At 66.9% G+C, this 17779-nt stretch carries 17 protein-coding genes and 1 pseudogene; 2 read left to right on the top strand and 16 right to left on the bottom strand.

Annotated features, from left to right (window positions below; genetic code table 11):
* Positions 1-3: 3 nt before the first annotated feature.
* The 7 genes and pseudogenes from ureC to DW2_RS14100 form a co-directional block, all read right to left on the bottom strand.
* Entirely contained in the window at positions 4-1710 is a 1707-nt protein-coding gene (gene ureC / locus DW2_RS14130; RefSeq protein ID WP_038147660.1) for an urease subunit alpha, read from the bottom strand.
* Positions 1710-2016: pseudogene (locus tag DW2_RS14125) on the bottom strand (urease subunit beta). Before DW2_RS14125 ends, ureC begins: the two are co-directional and overlap by 1 nt.
* Positions 2017-2020: 4 nt before the next feature.
* Positions 2021-2200 carry a hypothetical protein gene (locus tag DW2_RS14120; RefSeq protein ID WP_038147657.1) on the bottom strand — a complete coding sequence of 60 codons (180 nt, stop codon included), beginning with the start codon at positions 2198-2200 and terminating at the stop codon, positions 2021-2023.
* Between the two features lie 58 nt (positions 2201-2258).
* On the bottom strand, positions 2259-2561 hold the full coding sequence (locus DW2_RS14115; protein WP_038147655.1) for an urease subunit gamma: 303 nt from the start codon (positions 2559-2561) through the stop codon (positions 2259-2261).
* A 9-nt stretch (positions 2562-2570) separates the two neighbouring features.
* Positions 2571-3395: an urease accessory protein UreD gene (locus DW2_RS14110; RefSeq protein ID WP_051856080.1), complete on the bottom strand. Its 825-nt coding sequence runs from the start codon at positions 3393-3395 to the stop codon at positions 2571-2573.
* A gap of 140 nt (positions 3396-3535) precedes the next feature.
* On the bottom strand, positions 3536-3997 hold the full coding sequence (locus tag DW2_RS14105) for an Lrp/AsnC family transcriptional regulator (RefSeq protein WP_038147653.1): 462 nt from the start codon (positions 3995-3997) through the stop codon (positions 3536-3538).
* Positions 3994-4452, bottom strand: a complete 459-nt coding sequence (locus DW2_RS14100; protein WP_038147652.1) for an Lrp/AsnC family transcriptional regulator — start codon at positions 4450-4452, stop codon at positions 3994-3996. Before DW2_RS14100 ends, DW2_RS14105 begins: the two co-directional genes overlap by 4 nt.
* 125 nt (positions 4453-4577) lie before the next feature.
* On the opposite strand from DW2_RS14100, the gene ilvC reads away from it, so the two are divergent.
* Complete coding sequence (ilvC, locus tag DW2_RS14095) at positions 4578-5600, top strand: ketol-acid reductoisomerase (protein ID WP_038147650.1); 1023 nt, start codon at positions 4578-4580, stop codon at positions 5598-5600.
* Between the two features lie 72 nt (positions 5601-5672).
* Here the strand turns inward: ilvC and DW2_RS14090 are convergent, their stop codons facing one another.
* Positions 5673-6278, bottom strand: a complete 606-nt coding sequence (locus tag DW2_RS14090; protein WP_038147648.1) for a hypothetical protein — start codon at positions 6276-6278, stop codon at positions 5673-5675.
* 183 nt (positions 6279-6461) lie between these two features.
* On the opposite strand from DW2_RS14090, the gene DW2_RS14085 reads away from it, so the two are divergent.
* Positions 6462-6851, top strand: coding sequence for a hypothetical protein (locus DW2_RS14085; protein ID WP_038147645.1), 390 nt, complete (start codon positions 6462-6464; stop codon positions 6849-6851).
* 62 nt (positions 6852-6913) lie between these two features.
* On the opposite strand, the gene glmM is transcribed toward DW2_RS14085, so the two are convergent.
* From glmM to DW2_RS14045, 8 genes are all read right to left on the bottom strand, one after another.
* Entirely contained in the window at positions 6914-8257 is a 1344-nt protein-coding gene (gene glmM / locus DW2_RS14080; protein WP_038147643.1) for a phosphoglucosamine mutase, read from the bottom strand.
* A complete protein-coding gene (gene folP, locus DW2_RS14075) occupies positions 8254-9273 on the bottom strand; it encodes a dihydropteroate synthase (RefSeq protein ID WP_038147641.1) in 1020 nt (339 codons plus the stop codon). Before folP ends, glmM begins: the two co-directional genes overlap by 4 nt.
* 40 nt (positions 9274-9313) lie before the next feature.
* Complete coding sequence (locus DW2_RS14070; protein WP_038147639.1) at positions 9314-10234, bottom strand: dihydroneopterin aldolase; 921 nt, start codon at positions 10232-10234, stop codon at positions 9314-9316.
* Between the two features lie 93 nt (positions 10235-10327).
* Positions 10328-11017 carry a cell wall hydrolase gene (locus DW2_RS14065; protein ID WP_038147636.1) on the bottom strand — a complete coding sequence of 230 codons (690 nt, stop codon included), beginning with the start codon at positions 11015-11017 and terminating at the stop codon, positions 10328-10330.
* 243 nt (positions 11018-11260) lie between these two features.
* Positions 11261-13801: a putative PEP-binding protein gene (locus tag DW2_RS14060; RefSeq protein WP_038147634.1), complete on the bottom strand. Its 2541-nt coding sequence runs from the start codon at positions 13799-13801 to the stop codon at positions 11261-11263.
* A gap of 165 nt (positions 13802-13966) precedes the next feature.
* On the bottom strand, positions 13967-16201 hold the full coding sequence (gene glyS, locus DW2_RS14055; protein ID WP_038147632.1) for a glycine--tRNA ligase subunit beta: 2235 nt from the start codon (positions 16199-16201) through the stop codon (positions 13967-13969).
* A 1-nt stretch (position 16202) separates the two neighbouring features.
* Positions 16203-16679, bottom strand: coding sequence for a DUF6446 family protein (locus tag DW2_RS14050; RefSeq protein ID WP_038147630.1), 477 nt, complete (start codon positions 16677-16679; stop codon positions 16203-16205).
* On the bottom strand, positions 16676-17599 hold the full coding sequence (locus DW2_RS14045) for a glycine--tRNA ligase subunit alpha (protein WP_038147629.1): 924 nt from the start codon (positions 17597-17599) through the stop codon (positions 16676-16678). The genes DW2_RS14050 and DW2_RS14045 overlap by 4 nt, the downstream gene beginning before the upstream one ends.
* Positions 17600-17779 lie beyond the last annotated feature (180 nt).

Genomic DNA, 17779 nt, shown 5'->3' with positions numbered 1-17779 from the left:
CCCTCAGAACAGGAAATAGCGCTGCGCGAGCGGCAGGACCTCGGCCGGCTCGCATGTCAGCAATTCGCCATCGGCACGCACCTCGTAGGTCTCGGGATGCACGTCAATCTGCGGCGTCGCCGCGTTATGGATCATCTGCGCCTTGCCGATGCCGCGGGTATTCTCGACCGCCAGCGTGGTCTTCTGCAATCCCAGCTTGGCCGCGATCCCGCCCGCCTGCGCCGCCTGGCTGACGAAGGTGACTGCGCTGGCGTGCCGCGCCCCGCCATAGGCGCCGAACATCGGGCGCATGTAGAAGGGTTGCGCCGGGATCGAGCCGTTCGGATCGCCCATCTGCGCCGCCGCGATCGAGCCGCCGATCAGCACCATATCGGGTTTCGCGCCGAAGAAGGCCGGGTTCCACAGCACCAGATCGGCGCGCTTGCCCACCTCGACCGAACCGACATGGCCCGAGATCCCGTGACAGATCGCCGGGTTGATCGTGTATTTCGCGATATAGCGTTTCACCCGGACATTGTCGTTCTCGCCGCTTTCCTCGGGCAGGCGTCCGCGCTGCTTGCGCATCTTGTCGGCGGTCTGCCAGCATCGGATGATCACCTCGCCCACCCGGCCCATCGCCTGACTGTCCGAGGAGATGATCGACATCGCGCCCATGTCATGCAGGATATCCTCGGCCGCGATCGTCTCCTTGCGGATTCGGCTCTCGGCGAAGGCCACGTCCTCGGGCACCTTGTTGTCGAGATGGTGGCACACCATCAGCATGTCGAGATGCTCCTCGACCGTGTTCGCCGTGTAGGGCCGCGTCGGGTTCGTCGAGGACGGGATCACGTTCGGCGCGCTGACCACCTTCAGGATATCGGGCGCATGGCCGCCGCCCGCGCCCTCGGTATGGAAGGCGTGGATCGTGCGGCCCTTGATCGCGGCGAGCGTATTCTCGACGAAGCCGCTCTCGTTGAGCGTGTCGGTATGGATCATAACCTGCACGTCCATGTCGTCGGCCACCGACAGGCAGCAATCTATCGCGCCCGGCGTGGTGCCCCAATCCTCGTGCAGCTTCAGCGCGCAGGCGCCCCCTTCGACCATCTCGACCAGCGCCTCGGGGCGCGAGGCATTGCCCTTGCCCGCCAGCGCGAGGTTCATCGGGAAGGCGTCAAAGCTTTGCAGCATCCGACCGATATGCCACGGCCCCGGCGTGCAGGTCGTGGCCAGCGTGCCATGCGCAGGGCCGGTGCCGCCGCCCAGCATCGTCGTGATCCCCGAGGCCAGCGCATCCTCGATCTGCTGCGGGCAGATGAAATGGATATGCGCGTCGAACCCGCCTGCGGTCAGGATTTTCCCTTCCCCCGCAATGGCCTCGGTCCCGGGCCCGATGATGATGTCGACATTCGGCTGGGTGTCGGGATTGCCCGCCTTGCCGATCGCCACGATCACCCCGCCCTTCAGCCCGACATCCGCCTTGTAGATGCCCGTATGGTCCACGATCAGCGCATTGGTGATGACGGTATCGACCGCCCCGCCCGCGCGCGAGATCTGGCTCTGGCCCATCCCGTCGCGGATCACCTTGCCGCCGCCGAACTTGACCTCCTCGCCATAGGTGGTCAGGTCGCGCTCGACCTCGATGATGAGATCGGTATCGGCGAGCCGCACCCGGTCGCCGGTCGTGGGGCCGAACATGTCGGCATAGGTGCTGCGCGGGATCAAAGCCGGCATCAGAGCGCCCCCATCACTTTCTGATTGAATCCATAGACTTCACGCCCCCCCGCGATAGGGCACGAGGCGCACTTCACGGCTCTGGCCCGGCTCGAAGCGCACCGCCGTTCCCGCCGCGATATCGAGCCGGTAACCGCGCGCAGCTGCGCGATCGAAGGCGAGCGCGGAATTCGTCTCCGCGAAATGGTAATGCGAGCCGACCTGCACCGGGCGGTCGCCGGTATTGGCGACCATCAGCGTGATCGCCTCGAGCCCCTCGTTGAGCGTGATGTCGCCCGCGGCGGGCAGGATCTCTCCGGGGATCATCGGTTCAATCCTTTTTGCGGCGCAGGGCGCGGGCCAGCTCGGGCCCGACATAGGCGAGCGCTGCGAGCACGAGCACGGCGACGAGCGGGCCGTCATGGAAGAACAGCGTCGTCCCCGCGCCGTGGCCGGGATGGGCGAGCGCGGCGGAGGGGGCGAGAGTGGCGAGAGCGGCGAGTTTCTTCATGGAGGGCCTCACGTAAGCAAAACTTATTTCAGGGCGGGTTGGATTAGCGAAACTTATCTCAGCGGATCGGATGGTGGACGGTGACGAGTTTGGTCCCGTCGGGGAAGGTCGCCTCGACCTGGATCGAATGGATCATCTCGGGGATCCCCTCCATGCATTGATCGGCCGAGATCACGCCCGCGCCCGCCTCCATCAGATCGGCGACCGAACGGCCCGCGCGCGCGCCCTCGACCACGAAATCCGAGATGATCGCGATCGCCTCGGGATGGTTGAGCTTCATGCCGCGCTCGAGCCGGCCCCGCGCGACCATCGCGGCGAGGCTGATCATCAGCTTGTCCTTTTCCCTCGGTGTCAGGTTCATCTTTCTTCCTCAGATCTGCCAGACGCGCGGGGCTTGTTGCCCGCGCCGCAAGGTTTCCATCAGGCGCAGGATCTGGCGGCGCATCGGCCAGCTCTCCTCCGCCAGCAATCGGATCACGCATTTCCCGTCGAAACCCGAGGCGGCGCCCTCGACGCCGGGTTCGTCGAGCACCGCGCGCACCGGGTCCACCGCATCCTCGGCGCCGGGTGCGCAGAGCACCAGCGTCGCGAAGGCTCGGGCCTCGCCGAGGATCGCGCCGCGCGCACCCTTGGCGAGAAGCTCGGAGCCAAGCGCGAAAGGTTCGATGAAGACGGGGCGGCCGACGCGCTCGATCCGGCGCATGTCGAGGAACTGCAGATCGCGGACCCGCTCGCCCATCGCGATCCGGCCGAGCACCACCGCCTCGAGCATCAGGCAGGACGCGTCGGGGGCAAGCTCGATCACGGTGTCGCGCGAAAGCTTGGCGCGATCGAAGAGGATGGTCTCCTGCGGCAGCCAGTCGAGATGGCAGCCAGCCCCGACCCTGTGATGCACGCTCACCTCGGCGCGTCCGTCATCGGCGCGATAGGCGCGCTCGGCGGCCTGGGTCGTGGCGACCAGCCGCGCGCCCCCCGTGAGATCCGTCTCATAGGAAAGCCGGTCGCCCGAGGTCAAACCGCCGGAGGTATTGAGAAAAACCACTTCGGGCGCGCCCGGGACGCGGGGCAGGATAGCCTTGGCCGACCCACTCTGATGCAGCCCGACCAGCCGCGCACCGTCGAATCCCGCCCGCGCGGCTCCACGCGAACGCTGCATCTTGGGCGCAGTCTTGGTCTGGATAGTGGCGTCGAGCATCGGTCCCTCCCTCCCGATCCAAGACCGCACCGGAGGGACGGTCCATGCCTTCCGCTTCCCAACACGCGCCATGGCGAGATCGAAGCGGGCAACCCGCCCATTTGGCGCGCAGAACGCCCAAATTTTCAACTGAAAATGAATCAGCCCAGCGGGCCGGGCCGCCGTTCTTCGCTCAGAAGCACATTCGCCTCGACCTGCCCCACCCCGGGCAGCGTCATGATCCGACGCCGCAACACGCGTTCGAAATCGGCCAGATCGCGCGCGGTGACGCGCAGGCGGTAATCGAAGAGGCCAAGGACGTGCTGAACCAGCTGCACCTCGGGGATCGCGGTCACGGCGCGCTCGAAATCCTCGAGGCTGACGCGCCCCTTCGCGGCCAGCTTCACCCCCAGGAAGACCGTCACGCCGAAGCCGAGCGCCTCGGTATCGACGACGACGCGGCGCCCCGCGATCACCCCCGCCTCCTCGAGCCGACGAATTCGGCGCCATGTCGCGGGCTGCGACAGACCCAGCTTGCGCCCGAGCGCACCCGCGCTTTGCGTCGAATCGCGGCTGAGCGCGCGCAGGATAGCCCGGTCGGTATCGTCGAGATCGAGGCTCATACCGGCAGCTCCGCGCTGGATTTGATCGTCGAGATCAGCATCAGCGCGTCGAGTTCCGCGATATGCGGCAGGGTCAGGATGCGGTTGCGATAGATTTCCTGGTAATGCGCCATGTCGCGGGCGATCACCTGCAGGCGCATGTCGGTCGAGCCGAGAAAGCTCTGGATCTCGAGCACTTCGGGCACCTCGCGCGCGGCTGCGATGAACTCGTCGAAGGCGCGCGGATTGGTCTTGTCGAGGGTGAAGCGCAAGCTCACCTCGACCTCCCAGCCGAGCGCTGGCCAGTCGATCACCGCCTCCTCGCCCCGGATCACGCCGCCCTCGCGCAGACGCTCGATCCGCCGCCAGCAGGTGGGGGTGGTCACGCCCGCGCGCTCTGCCAGTTCCGCCGTGGGCAGGCCCGGTTCGGCCATCATCTGGCGCAGGATCCGGCGGTCGGTATCGTCAATCTGCATGGATTTCTCGAGTAACGAAAGTATTAAGAATGATTTTTACGCCATGCGCGCATTTTCCTCAACTTCTGAAATGCTCTTTCGGGCAGAACGGCTATTCTCAACCCCAGACAAGAAGGAGGAACGCCATGCGCGTCTATTACGATCGCGATTGCGATGTGAACCTGATCAAGGACAAGAAAGTCGCCATTCTGGGCTACGGCTCGCAGGGCCACGCCCACGCGCTGAACCTGCGCGATTCGGGTGCGAAGAACGTCGTCGTTGCGCTGCGCGACGGCTCGCCCTCGAAAGCGAAAGCCGAAGGCGAAGGCCTTCAGGTGATGGGCATCGCCGAAGCGGCTGCCTGGTGTGACGTGATCATGTTCACCATGCCCGACGAGCTTCAGGCCGAGACCTACAAGAAATACGTCCATGACAACCTGAAGGAAGGCTCCGCCATCGCCTTCGCGCACGGCCTGAACGTGCATTTCGGCCTGATCGAGCCGAAGCCCGGCATCGACGTGATCATGATGGCCCCGAAAGGCCCGGGCCACACCGTGCGCGGCGAATACACCAAGGGCGGCGGCGTGCCCTGCCTCTTCGCGGTCGAGAATGACGCGACCGGCAAGGCCCAGGACATCGCGCTGAGCTATTGCTCGGCCATCGGCGGCGGCCGCTCGGGAATCATCGAGACCAACTTCCGCCAGGAATGCGAAACCGACCTCTTCGGCGAGCAAGCGGTTCTCTGCGGCGGCCTCGTCGAGCTGATCCGCATGGGCTTCGAGACCCTCGTGGAAGCCGGTTACGAGCCGGAAATGGCCTATTTCGAGTGCCTCCACGAAGTGAAGCTGATCGTCGACCTGATCTATGAGGGCGGCATCGCGAACATGAATTACTCGATCTCGAACACCGCCGAATACGGCGAATATGTCTCGGGCCCGCGCATCCTCCCCTACGAGGAGACCAAGAAGCGCATGAAGGACGTCCTCACCGACATCCAGACCGGAAAGTTCGTGCGTGACTTCATGCAGGAAAACGCGGTCGGCCAGCCCTTCTTCAAGGCGACCCGCCGCATCAATGACGAGCACGAGATCGAGCAGGTCGGCGAGAAGCTGCGCGCCATGATGCCCTGGATCTCCAAGGGCAAGATGGTCGACAAGTCGCGCAACTGATCGCGCCCTATCAAGAACAGGAAAACCCCGGCCTCGGCGCCGGGGTTTTTCATTTTCCAGGGGCGCGCGGGCTTACACCCACCAGTTCATGCCGTTGGCCATGTTCAGCGTCACGGCGAAGGCGAGGTAGAACAGCCACGCCCCGGTCGCGAGCTGGAAATAGCCGGTCCAGCGCTCGCCGCTCTCGCTATTGGTCCAGCGGGTGTAGATCTCGGCGACATAGATCAGCACCAGCCCGATGAACAGGATCCCCACGGGCGTGTCGCCATTGCCGAAGAACGAGATCATCCCGAGCGCGCTGAGCCCGAAGAGCGGGATCGCCATCCAGGCCTCGGGCCCGCTATCGGCCCCCAGAAACCGCCGCGCGCCGATCACGATCCAGTGGATGCCGTAGATCGAGAAGGCGACCGCGGCCATGTAGAGCGGCGCGGCGTTGTCGAAGACCGGAAACCAGGTCAGGCCGACCATCAGGTAGATGCCGGTGACGAGCTGCCCGACCCCGCCGAGGAAGATCCCCCAGAGCCCGAGGGTGCGCCCCCATTTCACCTCGTCGCCCGACCATCGCGGCCCGTGTGCGACCGCGGCGCCGCCTTGCACGAAATAGTTGATCGACAGCGCCAGGAACCCGATCGCCACCGGCCAGAAATGTGAAATCGGAAATACGGTTGAGCCATTCATTGCGAGACCTCCTCTTCTCGAGCTCTCCTCTTCTCCTCCGTCACCTCAACCCGCGCGCGCGGCCTCCGGTTCATTTACATTGTCTTGAGCGAGGCGTGCGCGGCCGCCCTCCGCCCGATTGGCGCACCCGCTTGCCCGGGGGCGCATTTCCTGAAAAGGTCGCAGCAAAGCTCAGGAGGCCCCATGCAGGACATGCCGCAAGACGAATTCGACGCGATCCAGGCGGAGCGCGCGAAATTCTTCACCCCGCGCTGGTTCGCCGATCTCTTCGCGGGCCGCCTCAGCCCGGGCGACACGTTCTGGGCGGGCAATTACGGGCCTGCAATGCTGGTCGTTCCGCTTCTGGTACTGATCGCGCTCTTTACCGCGAAGATCGCGCCCGGCCATCTCGGACCGCTCTTCGGCGGCACCGCGATCCTGGCCGGGATCTATCGCATCGCGGTGCTCAGCGGGCTGTTTCGCAGCGTGCGCCGCGCGTCCGGCCCCAAAGGCTGGGCCCGGATCGGGATCGCCTGGACGATCTTCGAGGCGACGCTGCTGATCTGGATCGGTCTCGGGCTCGTCCAGACCTGATCTTCACCTAGAGCGAAATACCCCGGGGGTGAGGGCCCGGGGCCCGAGGGGGCAGCGCCCCCTTACACGGTCTCGGCCTCGACCGCGGCGACGATCCCGTCGACGGTCTCGGCCAGGACCGCCTCGTCCTCGCATTCCGCCATCACCCGGATCAGCGGCTCGGTCCCCGATTTGCGGATCAGCAGGCGGCCCTGCCCCGACAGGCGCGCCTCGGCCGCCGCGATCGCCTTGGTGACACCGGGTGCGCTCAGCGGCTCCTGCCCCGCGCCGTAGCGCACGTTCTTGAGCATCTGCGGCACGGTTTCGAACTGGCACACCAGTTCCGAGGCGCGCTTGCCGGTCTCGGCCATCGCGGCGAGGAATTGCAGCCCCGCCATCAGCCCGTCGCCGGTGGTCGCGTAATCGGTCATCACGATATGGCCCGATTGCTCGCCGCCCAGGTTGAAGCCGCCCTCGCGCATCCGCTCGACCACGTAGCGGTCGCCGACCTTGGTGCGCTCGAGCCGCAGCCCGCGCCCTTCGAGGAACCGCTCGAGCCCGAGATTGGACATCACGGTCGCGACCAGCGCGCCGCCCCTGAGTTGACCGCTTTCGGCCCAGCGGGCCGCGAAGAGCGCCATGATCTGATCGCCATCCGCGACCTGCCCGGTCTCGTCGATGATCATCACCCGGTCCGCGTCGCCGTCGAGCGAGATCCCGAGATCGGCGCCATGCGCGACCACCGCCTCGGCGCAGGTCTGGGTATGGGTCGAGCCGCAGCGGTCGTTGATGTTGCGCCCGTTGGGCGAGACGCCGACCGGGATCACCTCGCAGCCGAGCTCCCACAACACCGCGGGCGCCGCACGATAGGCCGCGCCATTGGCGCAGTCGACCACGACCTTCAGCTCGGGTTTCCACAGTTTCGGGAAGGTGGTCTTGGCATATTCGACATAGCGCCCCAGCCCGTCGTCGATGCGCTTCGCATTGCCGATATTCTCGGGCTTGGCGAGGCGGATCTCGCCATCGAGCAGCGCCTCGATCTCGGCCTCGGCATCGTCCGACAGCTTGAACCCGTCGGGGCCGAAGAACTTGATGCCATTATCCTTGGCCGGGTTGTGGCTGGCCGAGATCATGATCCCCAGATCGGCGCGCATCGAGCGGGTGAGATAGCCCACCGCGGGCGTCGGTACCGGCCCGAGCAGCAGCACGTTCATCCCCGTCGAGGTCAGCCCCGCGGTCAGCGCGTTCTCGAACATGTAGCCCGAGAGCCGCGTGTCCTTGCCGATCACCACCCGATGTCCGCGCGAATCGTCCTGACGGAAATAGCGCCCCGCCGCCGCGCCGAGCTTGAGCGCCATCTCGGCGGTCATGTGGCCGGAATTCGCCTCGCCGCGCACGCCATCGGTGCCAAAGAGTTTCCTGCTCATTCCTCGTACCCTTTCTTGATCGCGCTCCACAGGCGCAGGCCCTGCGCGATTTCCGCGACATCGTGGACGCGGTGGATCTGAACGCCCTGCTCGAGCCCCGCGAGCGTGACGGCGAGCGTGCCCGGCATCCGGCGATCGGCCTCTTCGGCCGCGCCGATCGTGCCGATGAACCGCTTGCGCGAGGCGCCCAGCAGGATCGGGCAGCCGAGCGCGTGGAACAGGCTCAGGCCGCGGATCAGCGCGAGATTGTGCTGGATCGTCTTGCCGAAGCCGATGCCCGGATCGGCGATGACGGAGGCGCGCGCGACGCCATGCGCCTCGGCCAGCGCGATCCGGTCCTCGAGATAGTCGTAGACGTCGAGCAGAACGTCCGTGTAGTCCGGATCGTCCTGCATCGTCTCGGGCAGGCCCTGCGCATGCATCAGGCAGATCGGCGCGCCGGAGATCGCGGCGACCTCGACCATCGCCGGGTCGAATTCCATCGCCGACACGTCGTTGAGCATCGCGGCCCCCGCCTCGAGCGCCTGATCGGCCACCAGAGACTTGCGGGTGTCGATCGAGATCGGCGCGTCGAACCCGTCCTCGACCAGCGTGGCGATCACCGGCGCGGTGCGGGCGATCTCCTCGTCCTCGGGCACTTCGAGCGCGCCCGGGCGGGTCGACTCGCCGCCGATATCGAGAATGTCGGCCCCCGCCGCGCGCAGCTCGAGCGCATGGGCAATCGCGGCCTCCTCGACATCGAAGCGGCCGCCATCGGAGAAACTGTCGGGGGTGATGTTGAGAATCCCCATGATCCGCGGCGCATCCATCGCGAGCCCCGCAAGCGGCGCGCGCGAACCGGTGAGGCGCTCATGCATCTCCTCGGGCAGATGCGCGGCGGGAATGATCTCGGACGGGCCGTCGCGGCGGATCAGTTCGACCTCGTCGAACCAGCACCAGCCGCCGGCCAGCGTGAGGGCGGTGTCGGGGCGGGCATCGTCGCTGCGGGCGATGGGGCGGTAATAGATCTTCTCCATGCGCCCCATTCACCCCAAAAACCCGGCCGTTTCAAGCGGATCAGAGCGGCCTGGGCTCCACCGGCACGCGGCTTCCCGCCGGAGCTGAAACATCCCCGTGAAGTTCGAGCCGGCGCGCGGCCATCTGCTCGGCCAGCCACAGCGCGAGCGCCACCGCGTCGCGCGCGGGGCTTTTCGGGCCGTCGGTCGCGTCGAGCACGATTTTCGACGGCGCCCAGACCACCATCTGGCCGTGGCGCATCGCCCAGTCGATCTCGGTGCGGGTGGCGACGACGACGCAGCGGCGGTCCTTCGCGGCGAGCCGCCAGGCATTCTGCTCGATCGCGAGCAGGTCGATGCGGCGCTGCGTGGGCCCCTGCCCGCTTTCGGGAACCGGGCCTTCGGGCAGCCCCACGGCGAGGATCACCGGCGCGCCGGTCTCCTGCAGGCGATCGAGCCGGGCCGAGAGATCGGGCGCCTCGATCGCGGCATTGGAGAGATAGGCGACGACCGGGTGCAGGCTTTCCTCGGCCCCGCTCGCATCCGTCGCCTTCACCGGAGCGGAGGCACGCGAGCGCACGATCTCGACCCCGAGCGCGCCGGGGCCGCGGTCGAGCTTCTCGATGCGCACGAAGACCCGCATCGCCTGCGGCGCGGCCAGGACGCGCTCGGCCACCTTCGCGGCGAGCGTCTCGAGCAGGTTCACCCGCTCTTCGGCCAGCTCGGCGGCGATCGCCTCGGTGATCTTGTCGTAGGACAGGATGCGGTCGACATCGTCCTCGAGCGGCTCGGGCGCGGGGCGCACCTCGACCACCACGTTGAATTGCAGACGCTGCGTATGGCCGCGCTCCTGCTGGAAAGCGCCGATCTCGGCCTCCACGACATGGTCGCGCAGGGAGATCCGGTCGCGCGGATCGGCGGGCGCGGAGGCCTCCGCCCGCGCCTCGGGATGGGAAAACGCCAGGGAGATGTCGGAACTCATGCGCGCCTCGGGAATTCTTGGGTCATGTCGAGCATAGAAAAAGGGCGGACCGAAGCCCACCCTCAAGCGTCATTTCGCCGCCGCCCGGCGACCTCAGTTCGAGGCGGTGCGCACCGGATCCGCGTAGAAGACGTGGCGCCCGATCGAGGCGGTCTTCTCGAAGCGGCGCGACCAGCGCGGATGCACGTAATGCGTATGGAAGTAGGTGGCGCCGTCGGTAAGGCTGCGGGGCGCTCCGTCCATCATCGCGCGCGCGACCTTGGCCACCCGCGCATAGACCGCCTTGTTGCCGACATGCTCGGGCTTGCCGTCGCAATACCAGCTGAACTGGCAGCCGCGGCTGCTCGACTGATGGACCACACCGCAGATCGAGCCCGGGAAACGGGGATCGTCGACGCGGTTGAGGATCACTTCCGCCACCGCCTGCTGGCCCTTCACGCCCTCGCCGCGCGCTTCGAAGTAAAGCGCCTGCGACAGGCATTGGAACTGCTCGCCACCCTTGGCGGCGGGCTGCTCGGCCAACCATTTGGCCGACAGGACCGTCGGCAGCACGGATTTATTGGCGACTTTCTTGGACCGGGCGGGCGCCATGGTGAGCGCGGTCACACGACGCTTGTCGATCGCGCTCATCGCGGAGCGCTCCTGCCACAGAACCGTCATCAGACCCTGCTCGGCAACCTCCGTAGGGTCGTTCGACTGGCTTACCGTTACTTCGGCACGCAAGCCTCCGGCCAGGGCCAGGAGGACGATCGCGCCCCCCGTCCAGCTTTTCAGCACTGACATGTTTATCTTCCGATAAGGACAATCGCCGCGCCCCCCCAAGAGCCGCGACCGCGATGCCAATAGCCGAAAGATGCCTAGGAGTCCAGAAACGCCCGCAAGCCCGTCAGGCTCACGGCGGTTTCACGCCGAAATGCACGGGAAAACGCGTGCTATGTCCCTCATGGTGGCGATAACGCACCGCGCGGAGATTTGCCAACCATATTTGGAAAAAATCCTAAGAATCGCGCCGCTGTGGCTTTCCGTCTACGCTCCCGAACCGCGGCGCGGAGCAAGGAGCGCGTAATGCGCGGCTGCGAGGCGCGCGACGGGAACCCGGAAGGGCGAGCACGAGACGTAATCGAAGCCCGCGGCGCGGCAAAACGCGATTGATTCGGGATTGCCGCCATGTTCGCCGCAGACCGAGATCGTCACGTCGGGCCGCGCCGAGCGCCCGCGCCCCGCGCCGATCAGGAGAAGCTCGCCCACCCCCTCGACATCGAGAATGTGGAACGGATCCTCGCTATAGACCTGCTGGTTCACATAGGTGGACATGAAGCGCCCCGCATCGTCGCGTGAGAGCCCGTAGGTCATCTGCGTGAGGTCGTTCGTGCCGAAGGAGAGGAAAGCCGCATGTTCGGCGATTTCGCCCGCGCGCAGCGCCGCGCGCGGCGTCTCGACCATCACGCCGAGCCGGTAGGTGAAATCGGACTTGGTCTCGTTGCGCACCGCGGCGGCGACCGCATCGACGCGGGTCTTCACGATCTCGACCTCGCGCGAGGCCGAGACGAGCGGGATCATGATCTCGGGCACGACCTCGGCGCCGCGCCGCGCCGCCTCCACCGTCGCCTCGAAGATCGCCCGCGCCTGCATGTCGTAGATCTCCGGCACGGTCACGCCAAGGCGCACCCCGCGCATCCCGAGCATCGGGTTGAATTCCGACAGCGCCGCGACGCGGCGCGTCACCTCCGAAAGCGGACGGTCGAGCGCCTCGGCGAGTTCGCGCATCCCCTCGCGGTCGTGGGGCAGGAATTCGTGGAGCGGCGGGTCGAAGAGGCGGATACAGACCGGCTGCCCCTTCATCAGCTCGAACAGGGTCAGGAAATCGGCCCGCTGCATCGGCAGCAGCCGCTCGAGCGCCGCGCGCCGGTCCTCGGGACTATCGGCGAAGATCATCTCGCGCATCACCGTCAGGCGATCCTCGTCGAAGAACATGTGCTCGGTCCGGCACAGCCCGATCCCGTCCGCCTCGAACATCAGCGCGGTGCGCGCGTCATCGGGGGTGTCGGCATTGGCGCGGATGCCGATATCGCGCACCAGATCGGCCCACTGCAGCAGGGTACGGAACCCGTCATCGAGCGCCGGCGCCAGCATCTCGGCCGCACCCACGAGGATCTCGCCATTGGTACCGTCGAGCGTGACGATGTCGCCTTCGCGGAAGATGCGCCCGCGCGGGCCGCGGAACTGGCGCTCGCGGCTCTGGATCTCGATCTCCGCGCCGACGATACAGGGCAGCCCGAGGCCGCGCGCGATCACCGCGGCATGGCTGGTCATCCCGCCGCGCCCGGTCAGCACCGCGACGGCGGCATGCATGCCGCGGATATCCTCGGGCGAGGTCTCGCGGCGCACCAGGATGCAGGGCTCGTCGCGTGCGGCCGAGGCCTGGGCGGCGGCGGCCGAGAACACGATCTTGCCGGTGGCCGCGCCCGGAGAGGCGGCGATGCCGCGGGCGAGCACATCGCGCGGCGCGCGCGGGTCGACCTGGTAGTGCAGAAGCTCGGTGATCGCGCGCGGCTCGACGCGCAAGAGCGCATCCTCGCGCGAGATCACCCCGTCTTCGGCCAGCGCGACCGCGACGCGCACCGCCGCGCGCGCCGAACGCGGCGTGCGCACGGCGTCGATCAGATGGACCTTGCCGCTCTCGATGGTGAACTCGATCTGCATCTCCTCGCGCAGCCGTTCGCGGCAGATCGCACCATAGCTCCTGAGCTCGTCGAAGACCTCCGCATCGGCCTCCTCGAGCGAGGCCCCGCGCGGATCCTGGGTGAGATAGAGCGTCTCGACCGCCGCGGTCCGGCCCTGGCTCTGGCCGCGGAACCGTCCGGTGATCTGCGGCGCGCCGGTGACGCTGTCGATGAACTGCATCGTCCCCGATCCCGAGAGCCCCGGCCCGATCCCCAGCACCATCTCCTGCACCAGAAGCCCCAGCACCGCATCGGGCGGCGCGCCCTTGGCCTGGCGCAACAGACGGGCGGTCGTGCCTTCCCAGGCCCGCGCCATCGAGCGCAGCACCTCGGCCAGCTGCTGGGCGCCCGATTGCGGGAACCGCTCGTCGGTCTCTTCCTCATAGGCATCGAGCGCGGCCTCGAGCGCGCCCGGGCCCGGCTCCTGCTGGAACATGTCGGGGTCGAGCCGCGCCACATGGAGCGCGTAGCCCTGCACGAAGCGCAGATAGAGCGCGTCGGCCGCCTCCGATCCGTGGGTATTCGACAAGATCGCGTGCATCTCGTCATTCATGCCCACATTGAGCACGGTCCCCGGCCCGCCCCATTCGGGATTTTCCGGGCTCGGGCGCACCGAAACCAGCATCTCGGGGCCGAACTCGGCCGCGAGCGCCTGCGCGTCGAAGACCTGCCCTGCCGCGATCGCGCGCACCGTTTCCACCGGCAGAGCGACGGTCTTCGGCACCGGCAGGTCGAGTCGGATCAGCCGCTGCAGGCATTTCGCACGCCAGCCATGGCGCGGCTTTTCAACCCGCGCCGTCGGCGTCAGCGTCACAAACTCTGAAATTTCAACGGGTTTCTGCATTGCGGCATGCCTATTCATCTTTCGCAGAATAGGCTGATTCCCGGCACTCGCAAGGCTGTCCTTTCCGCCAAGAACGCGGCGTCACCCCCGCGCATCGCCCCGCCCCCGGAGAGAGGCGGGGACGGGAGGAGCCTCCGGCGGGGATATTTTCCTCAAGAGGAAGGATCAGCCCTCGATCTTCGTCAGGTCCGCCACGTCGAGGCAGATCTGGCGGATGCGCGAGAGCAGGTTGAGGCGGTTGCGGCGGATCACCTCGTTGTCGGAATTGATCTGGACCGCCTCGAAGAAGGCGTCGATCGGGGCGCGCAGGCGCGCCATCGCGGACATGGCGGCGGCGAAATCCTCGGCCTCCATCGCCGGGGAGATCGTCTCCTCGGCCGCGTCGAGGGCGGCGAAGAGGGCTTTCTCCTCTTCGCTCTCGGCGAATTTGGCATCGGCGCCGAAACTGTATTCGACCCCGTCCTTCTCCTCGGCCTGGGTGAGGATGTTGTTCGCGCGCTTGAAGCCCTGGATCAGGTTCTCGCCATCCTCGGTCTTGAGGAAGTCCGACAGCGCCTCGGCGCGTTTAACGACGAGGGTGAGATCGTCGGAGCCGGGCATCGCGAGCACGGCGTCGATCACGTCATGACGGATGCCCTCGCCCTTGAGGTGCACCTTGAGGCGCTCGTGGAAGAAGGAGAGCAGATCATCCGAGATATCCGGCACGCCGCCGACCACGCGCTCCATCGCGGCGTGGCTGTCGACATGGAAGCGCGCCTTGAGCGCGTTGAAGGCGCTGCCGAAGACGCCGTGATCGGCGATCTCGTGCAGAAGCGCCTCGAACTGCTCGATCTGGTCCTCGTCCAGCTCCTCCTGGGTGAGGTTGACCTTGTGCCGCACGAGCTGCGCGTCGATGAAGCGGTCGAGATTGCAGCGCGTCGCGTTGGTCAGGACCAGCCGGATCACCCCGAGTGCCGCGCGGCGCAGCGCGAAGGGATCCTTCGAGCCGGTGGGCTTCTCGTCGATCGCCCAGAAGCCGGTCAGCGTGTCGAGCTTGTCGGCCAGCGCCACCGCGACCGAGACCGGCTCGGTGGGCACGTCATCCGAGGGGCCGAGCGGGGCGTAATGGTCGCGGCAGGCATCGGCCACGTCCGGGTCGAGCTCCGCGGCCTGGGCGTAGTAGCGGCCCATCACCCCTTGCAGCTCGGGGAATTCGTAGACCATTTCCGAGCGCAGATCGGCCTTGGCGACGCGGGCGGCCTCGGCGGCGAGGCCGGGTCTGGCACCGACGCGGGGCGCGATCTCGCGCGCCAGCGCCGCGATCCGGCGGATCCGGTCGCCCTGGCTGCCGAGCCGGTTATGGAAGGTCACCGCGTCGAGCCCGCGGGCCATGCCCTCGAGCCCATGCGCCTTCACCGCGCGCAGGTCGTTCTCCCAGAAGAATTTCGCGTCCGACAGCCGCGCCGAGAGCACCTTCTGGTTGCCCGCGAGGATCGTCGCGCCGTGATCGGCGGTCTCGCGGTTGGCGACGGTGACGAAGCCCTCGATCCGGCCGGTTTTCGGGTTCTTCACCGAGAAGAATTTCTGGTGCTCCTTCATCGAGGTCTGCAGCACCTCGGGGGGCAGGTCGAGGAATTCGGCGCCGATCTCGCCCATCAGCGTCACCGGCCATTCGACAAGCCCCGCCACCTCGGCCAGGAGGCCTTTGTCCGGCACCACTTCCCAGCCCTTGGCGAAGGCCATCTGCTCGGCATCGTGCCAGATCGCGGCCTCGCGCTCGGCCGGGTCGAGCATCACCTTGGCCGCCTTGAGCTGCTTGGCGTAGCTTTCGAAACCCGCGACCCGGATCACCTCGGGGGCCATGAAGCGGTGGCCGCGCGTGGTGTCGCCGGCCTTGATCCCGTCGACCTCGAGCGGGACGACGGTGGCGCCCGCCTCGTCCGAGAGAATCGCGAGGATCGAATGCAGCGGGCGCACCCAGCGCAACGAGCCCGCACCCCAGCGCATCGATTTCGGCCAGGGGAAGTTGCGGATCGCATGTTCGAGCACCTCGGCCACGATCTCGGTGGCGGGACGGCCCGCCTTCTCGACCACGGCGAAATAGACCTGGCCCTTCTTGTCGTCGCGGATCTCGAGCTGGTCCTTGCTCAGCCCGGTCGAGCGCAGGAAGCCCTCGATCGCCTTTTCGGGCGCGTCGGTGCGCGGGCCCTTGCGTTCCTCGCGCAGGGTGGGCGAGTTGGCGGTCAGCCCCTCGACGGTCAGGACGAGGCGGCGCGGGGTCGAGAAGGCCCCGGCGGAGGCATAGGTCAGCCCCGCCTCGACCACCCCGTCGGTGATCAGCTTCTTCAGATCCTCGCGGGCCTTGGGCTGCATCCGCGCAGGGATTTCTTCGGAGAACAGTTCAATCAGAAGATCGGGCATCTCACTTCTCCGCTTCGTCATTCAGTTGGTGCCAGACATAGGCCCGGCCATCGGGATAAAGGGCCACCACGCGATCGACGCCGGGGTGGATGTCATGATGCGACAGGAAGGCGGTGGCGCGTCCCTGTTCGAGATCGGTGCCGATCGTCTTCGCGTCGTAGCACTCGAACCATTTCGGCCCGATCAGGGGCGTCGGGTCCGGGTAGGGCTGATAGCGCGCCGTCGCCTGATCGGGGGTCAGATCGGTGTGGAAACAGGCCCGGTAGCGCAACGGGGAGCTCGACGCGTCGATCCCCTCGAAGCCCGAGATCGCGAGCCGGTCGCGCGTGGCGCCGTCCTGCTCGGTCAGCGTGATCGCGGCGGCGGGCGCATCGGCCGGGACCGGCTCGTAATAGTAGTATTCCTGCGTGTAGTAGACGACCGCGCCGAAGACGAGCGCGATCGCAACGATGCCGCCTCCGATCAGCTTTCCCTTCACGCTGCCGCCCCGCCCGCTTCGGTCTGCACGAAGGCGTCGGCGCATTTCTTCGCGAGCGCGCGCACGCGGCCGATATAGGCCTGACGTTCGGTGACCGAGATCACGCCCCGCGCGTCGAGCAGGTTGAACAGGTGGCTGGCCTTGATGCACTGGTCATAGGCCGGATGCGCCATGATGATCTGGCGGCCCGCATCGTCGGTCGCGGGCGCGGCGAGGATGCGTTCGCATTCGGCCTCGGCATCCTCGAAATGGCGCAGCAGCATGTCGGTCTCGGCCTGATCGAAGTTCCAGCGCGAATATTCCTGCTCGGTCTGGCGGAACACGTCGCCATAGCTCAGCGCGATCGGCGCGGCGGGATCGTTGAAGGGCATCTCCATCACATGGTCGATGCCCAGCACATACATCGCGAGGCGCTCGAGCCCGTAGGTCAGCTCGCCCGAGACCGGTTTGCAATCATGGCCGCCGACCTGCTGGAAATAGGTGAACTGGCTGACTTCCATGCCATCGCACCAGACTTCCCAGCCCAGGCCCCATGCGCCGAGCGTCGGGCTTTCCCAATCGTCCTCGACGAAGCGGATGTCGTGCAGGTCGAGATCCACCCCGATCGCCTCGAGCGAGCCGAGATAGAGTTCCTGCAGATCGGGCGGGCTCGGCTTGATGAGCACCTGATACTGGTAATAGTGCTGCAAGCGGTTCGGGTTCTCGCCATAGCGGCCGTCGGTCGGACGGCGCGAGGGCTGGACATAGGCGGCGGCCCAGGGCTTCTCGCCCAGAGCGCGCAGGGTCGTGGCCGGGTGGAACGTCCCCGCCCCGACCTCCATGTCATAGGGTTGCAGCACCGCGCATCCCTTCGAGGCCCAATAGGTCATGAGCCGCAGGATGATCTCCTGAAACGACTTGGGAGCGTCGGGTTTGGCCATGTCTCGCACCTCTCTCAAAGCGCCTTCTCTCTAGGCAAGGGGGGCGCGAGCGTCAACGCCCAGCACGGGGGGAAGCCCCCACGATCTGCGACCCGCACCCCACATCCCCGATTTTCCCGGGCGAAACCCACTTGCAAGGGGGTGACGGCAGGCGCAGTTCCGCTAAGGTCGCGGTAAATA

Source organism: Thioclava atlantica (genome assembly GCF_000737065.1).
GTDB classification, from domain to species: domain Bacteria; phylum Pseudomonadota; class Alphaproteobacteria; order Rhodobacterales; family Rhodobacteraceae; genus Thioclava; species Thioclava atlantica.
The sequence above is the reverse complement of the archived record's forward strand: the minus strand, read 5'-3'. Positions and strand labels throughout refer to the sequence as shown.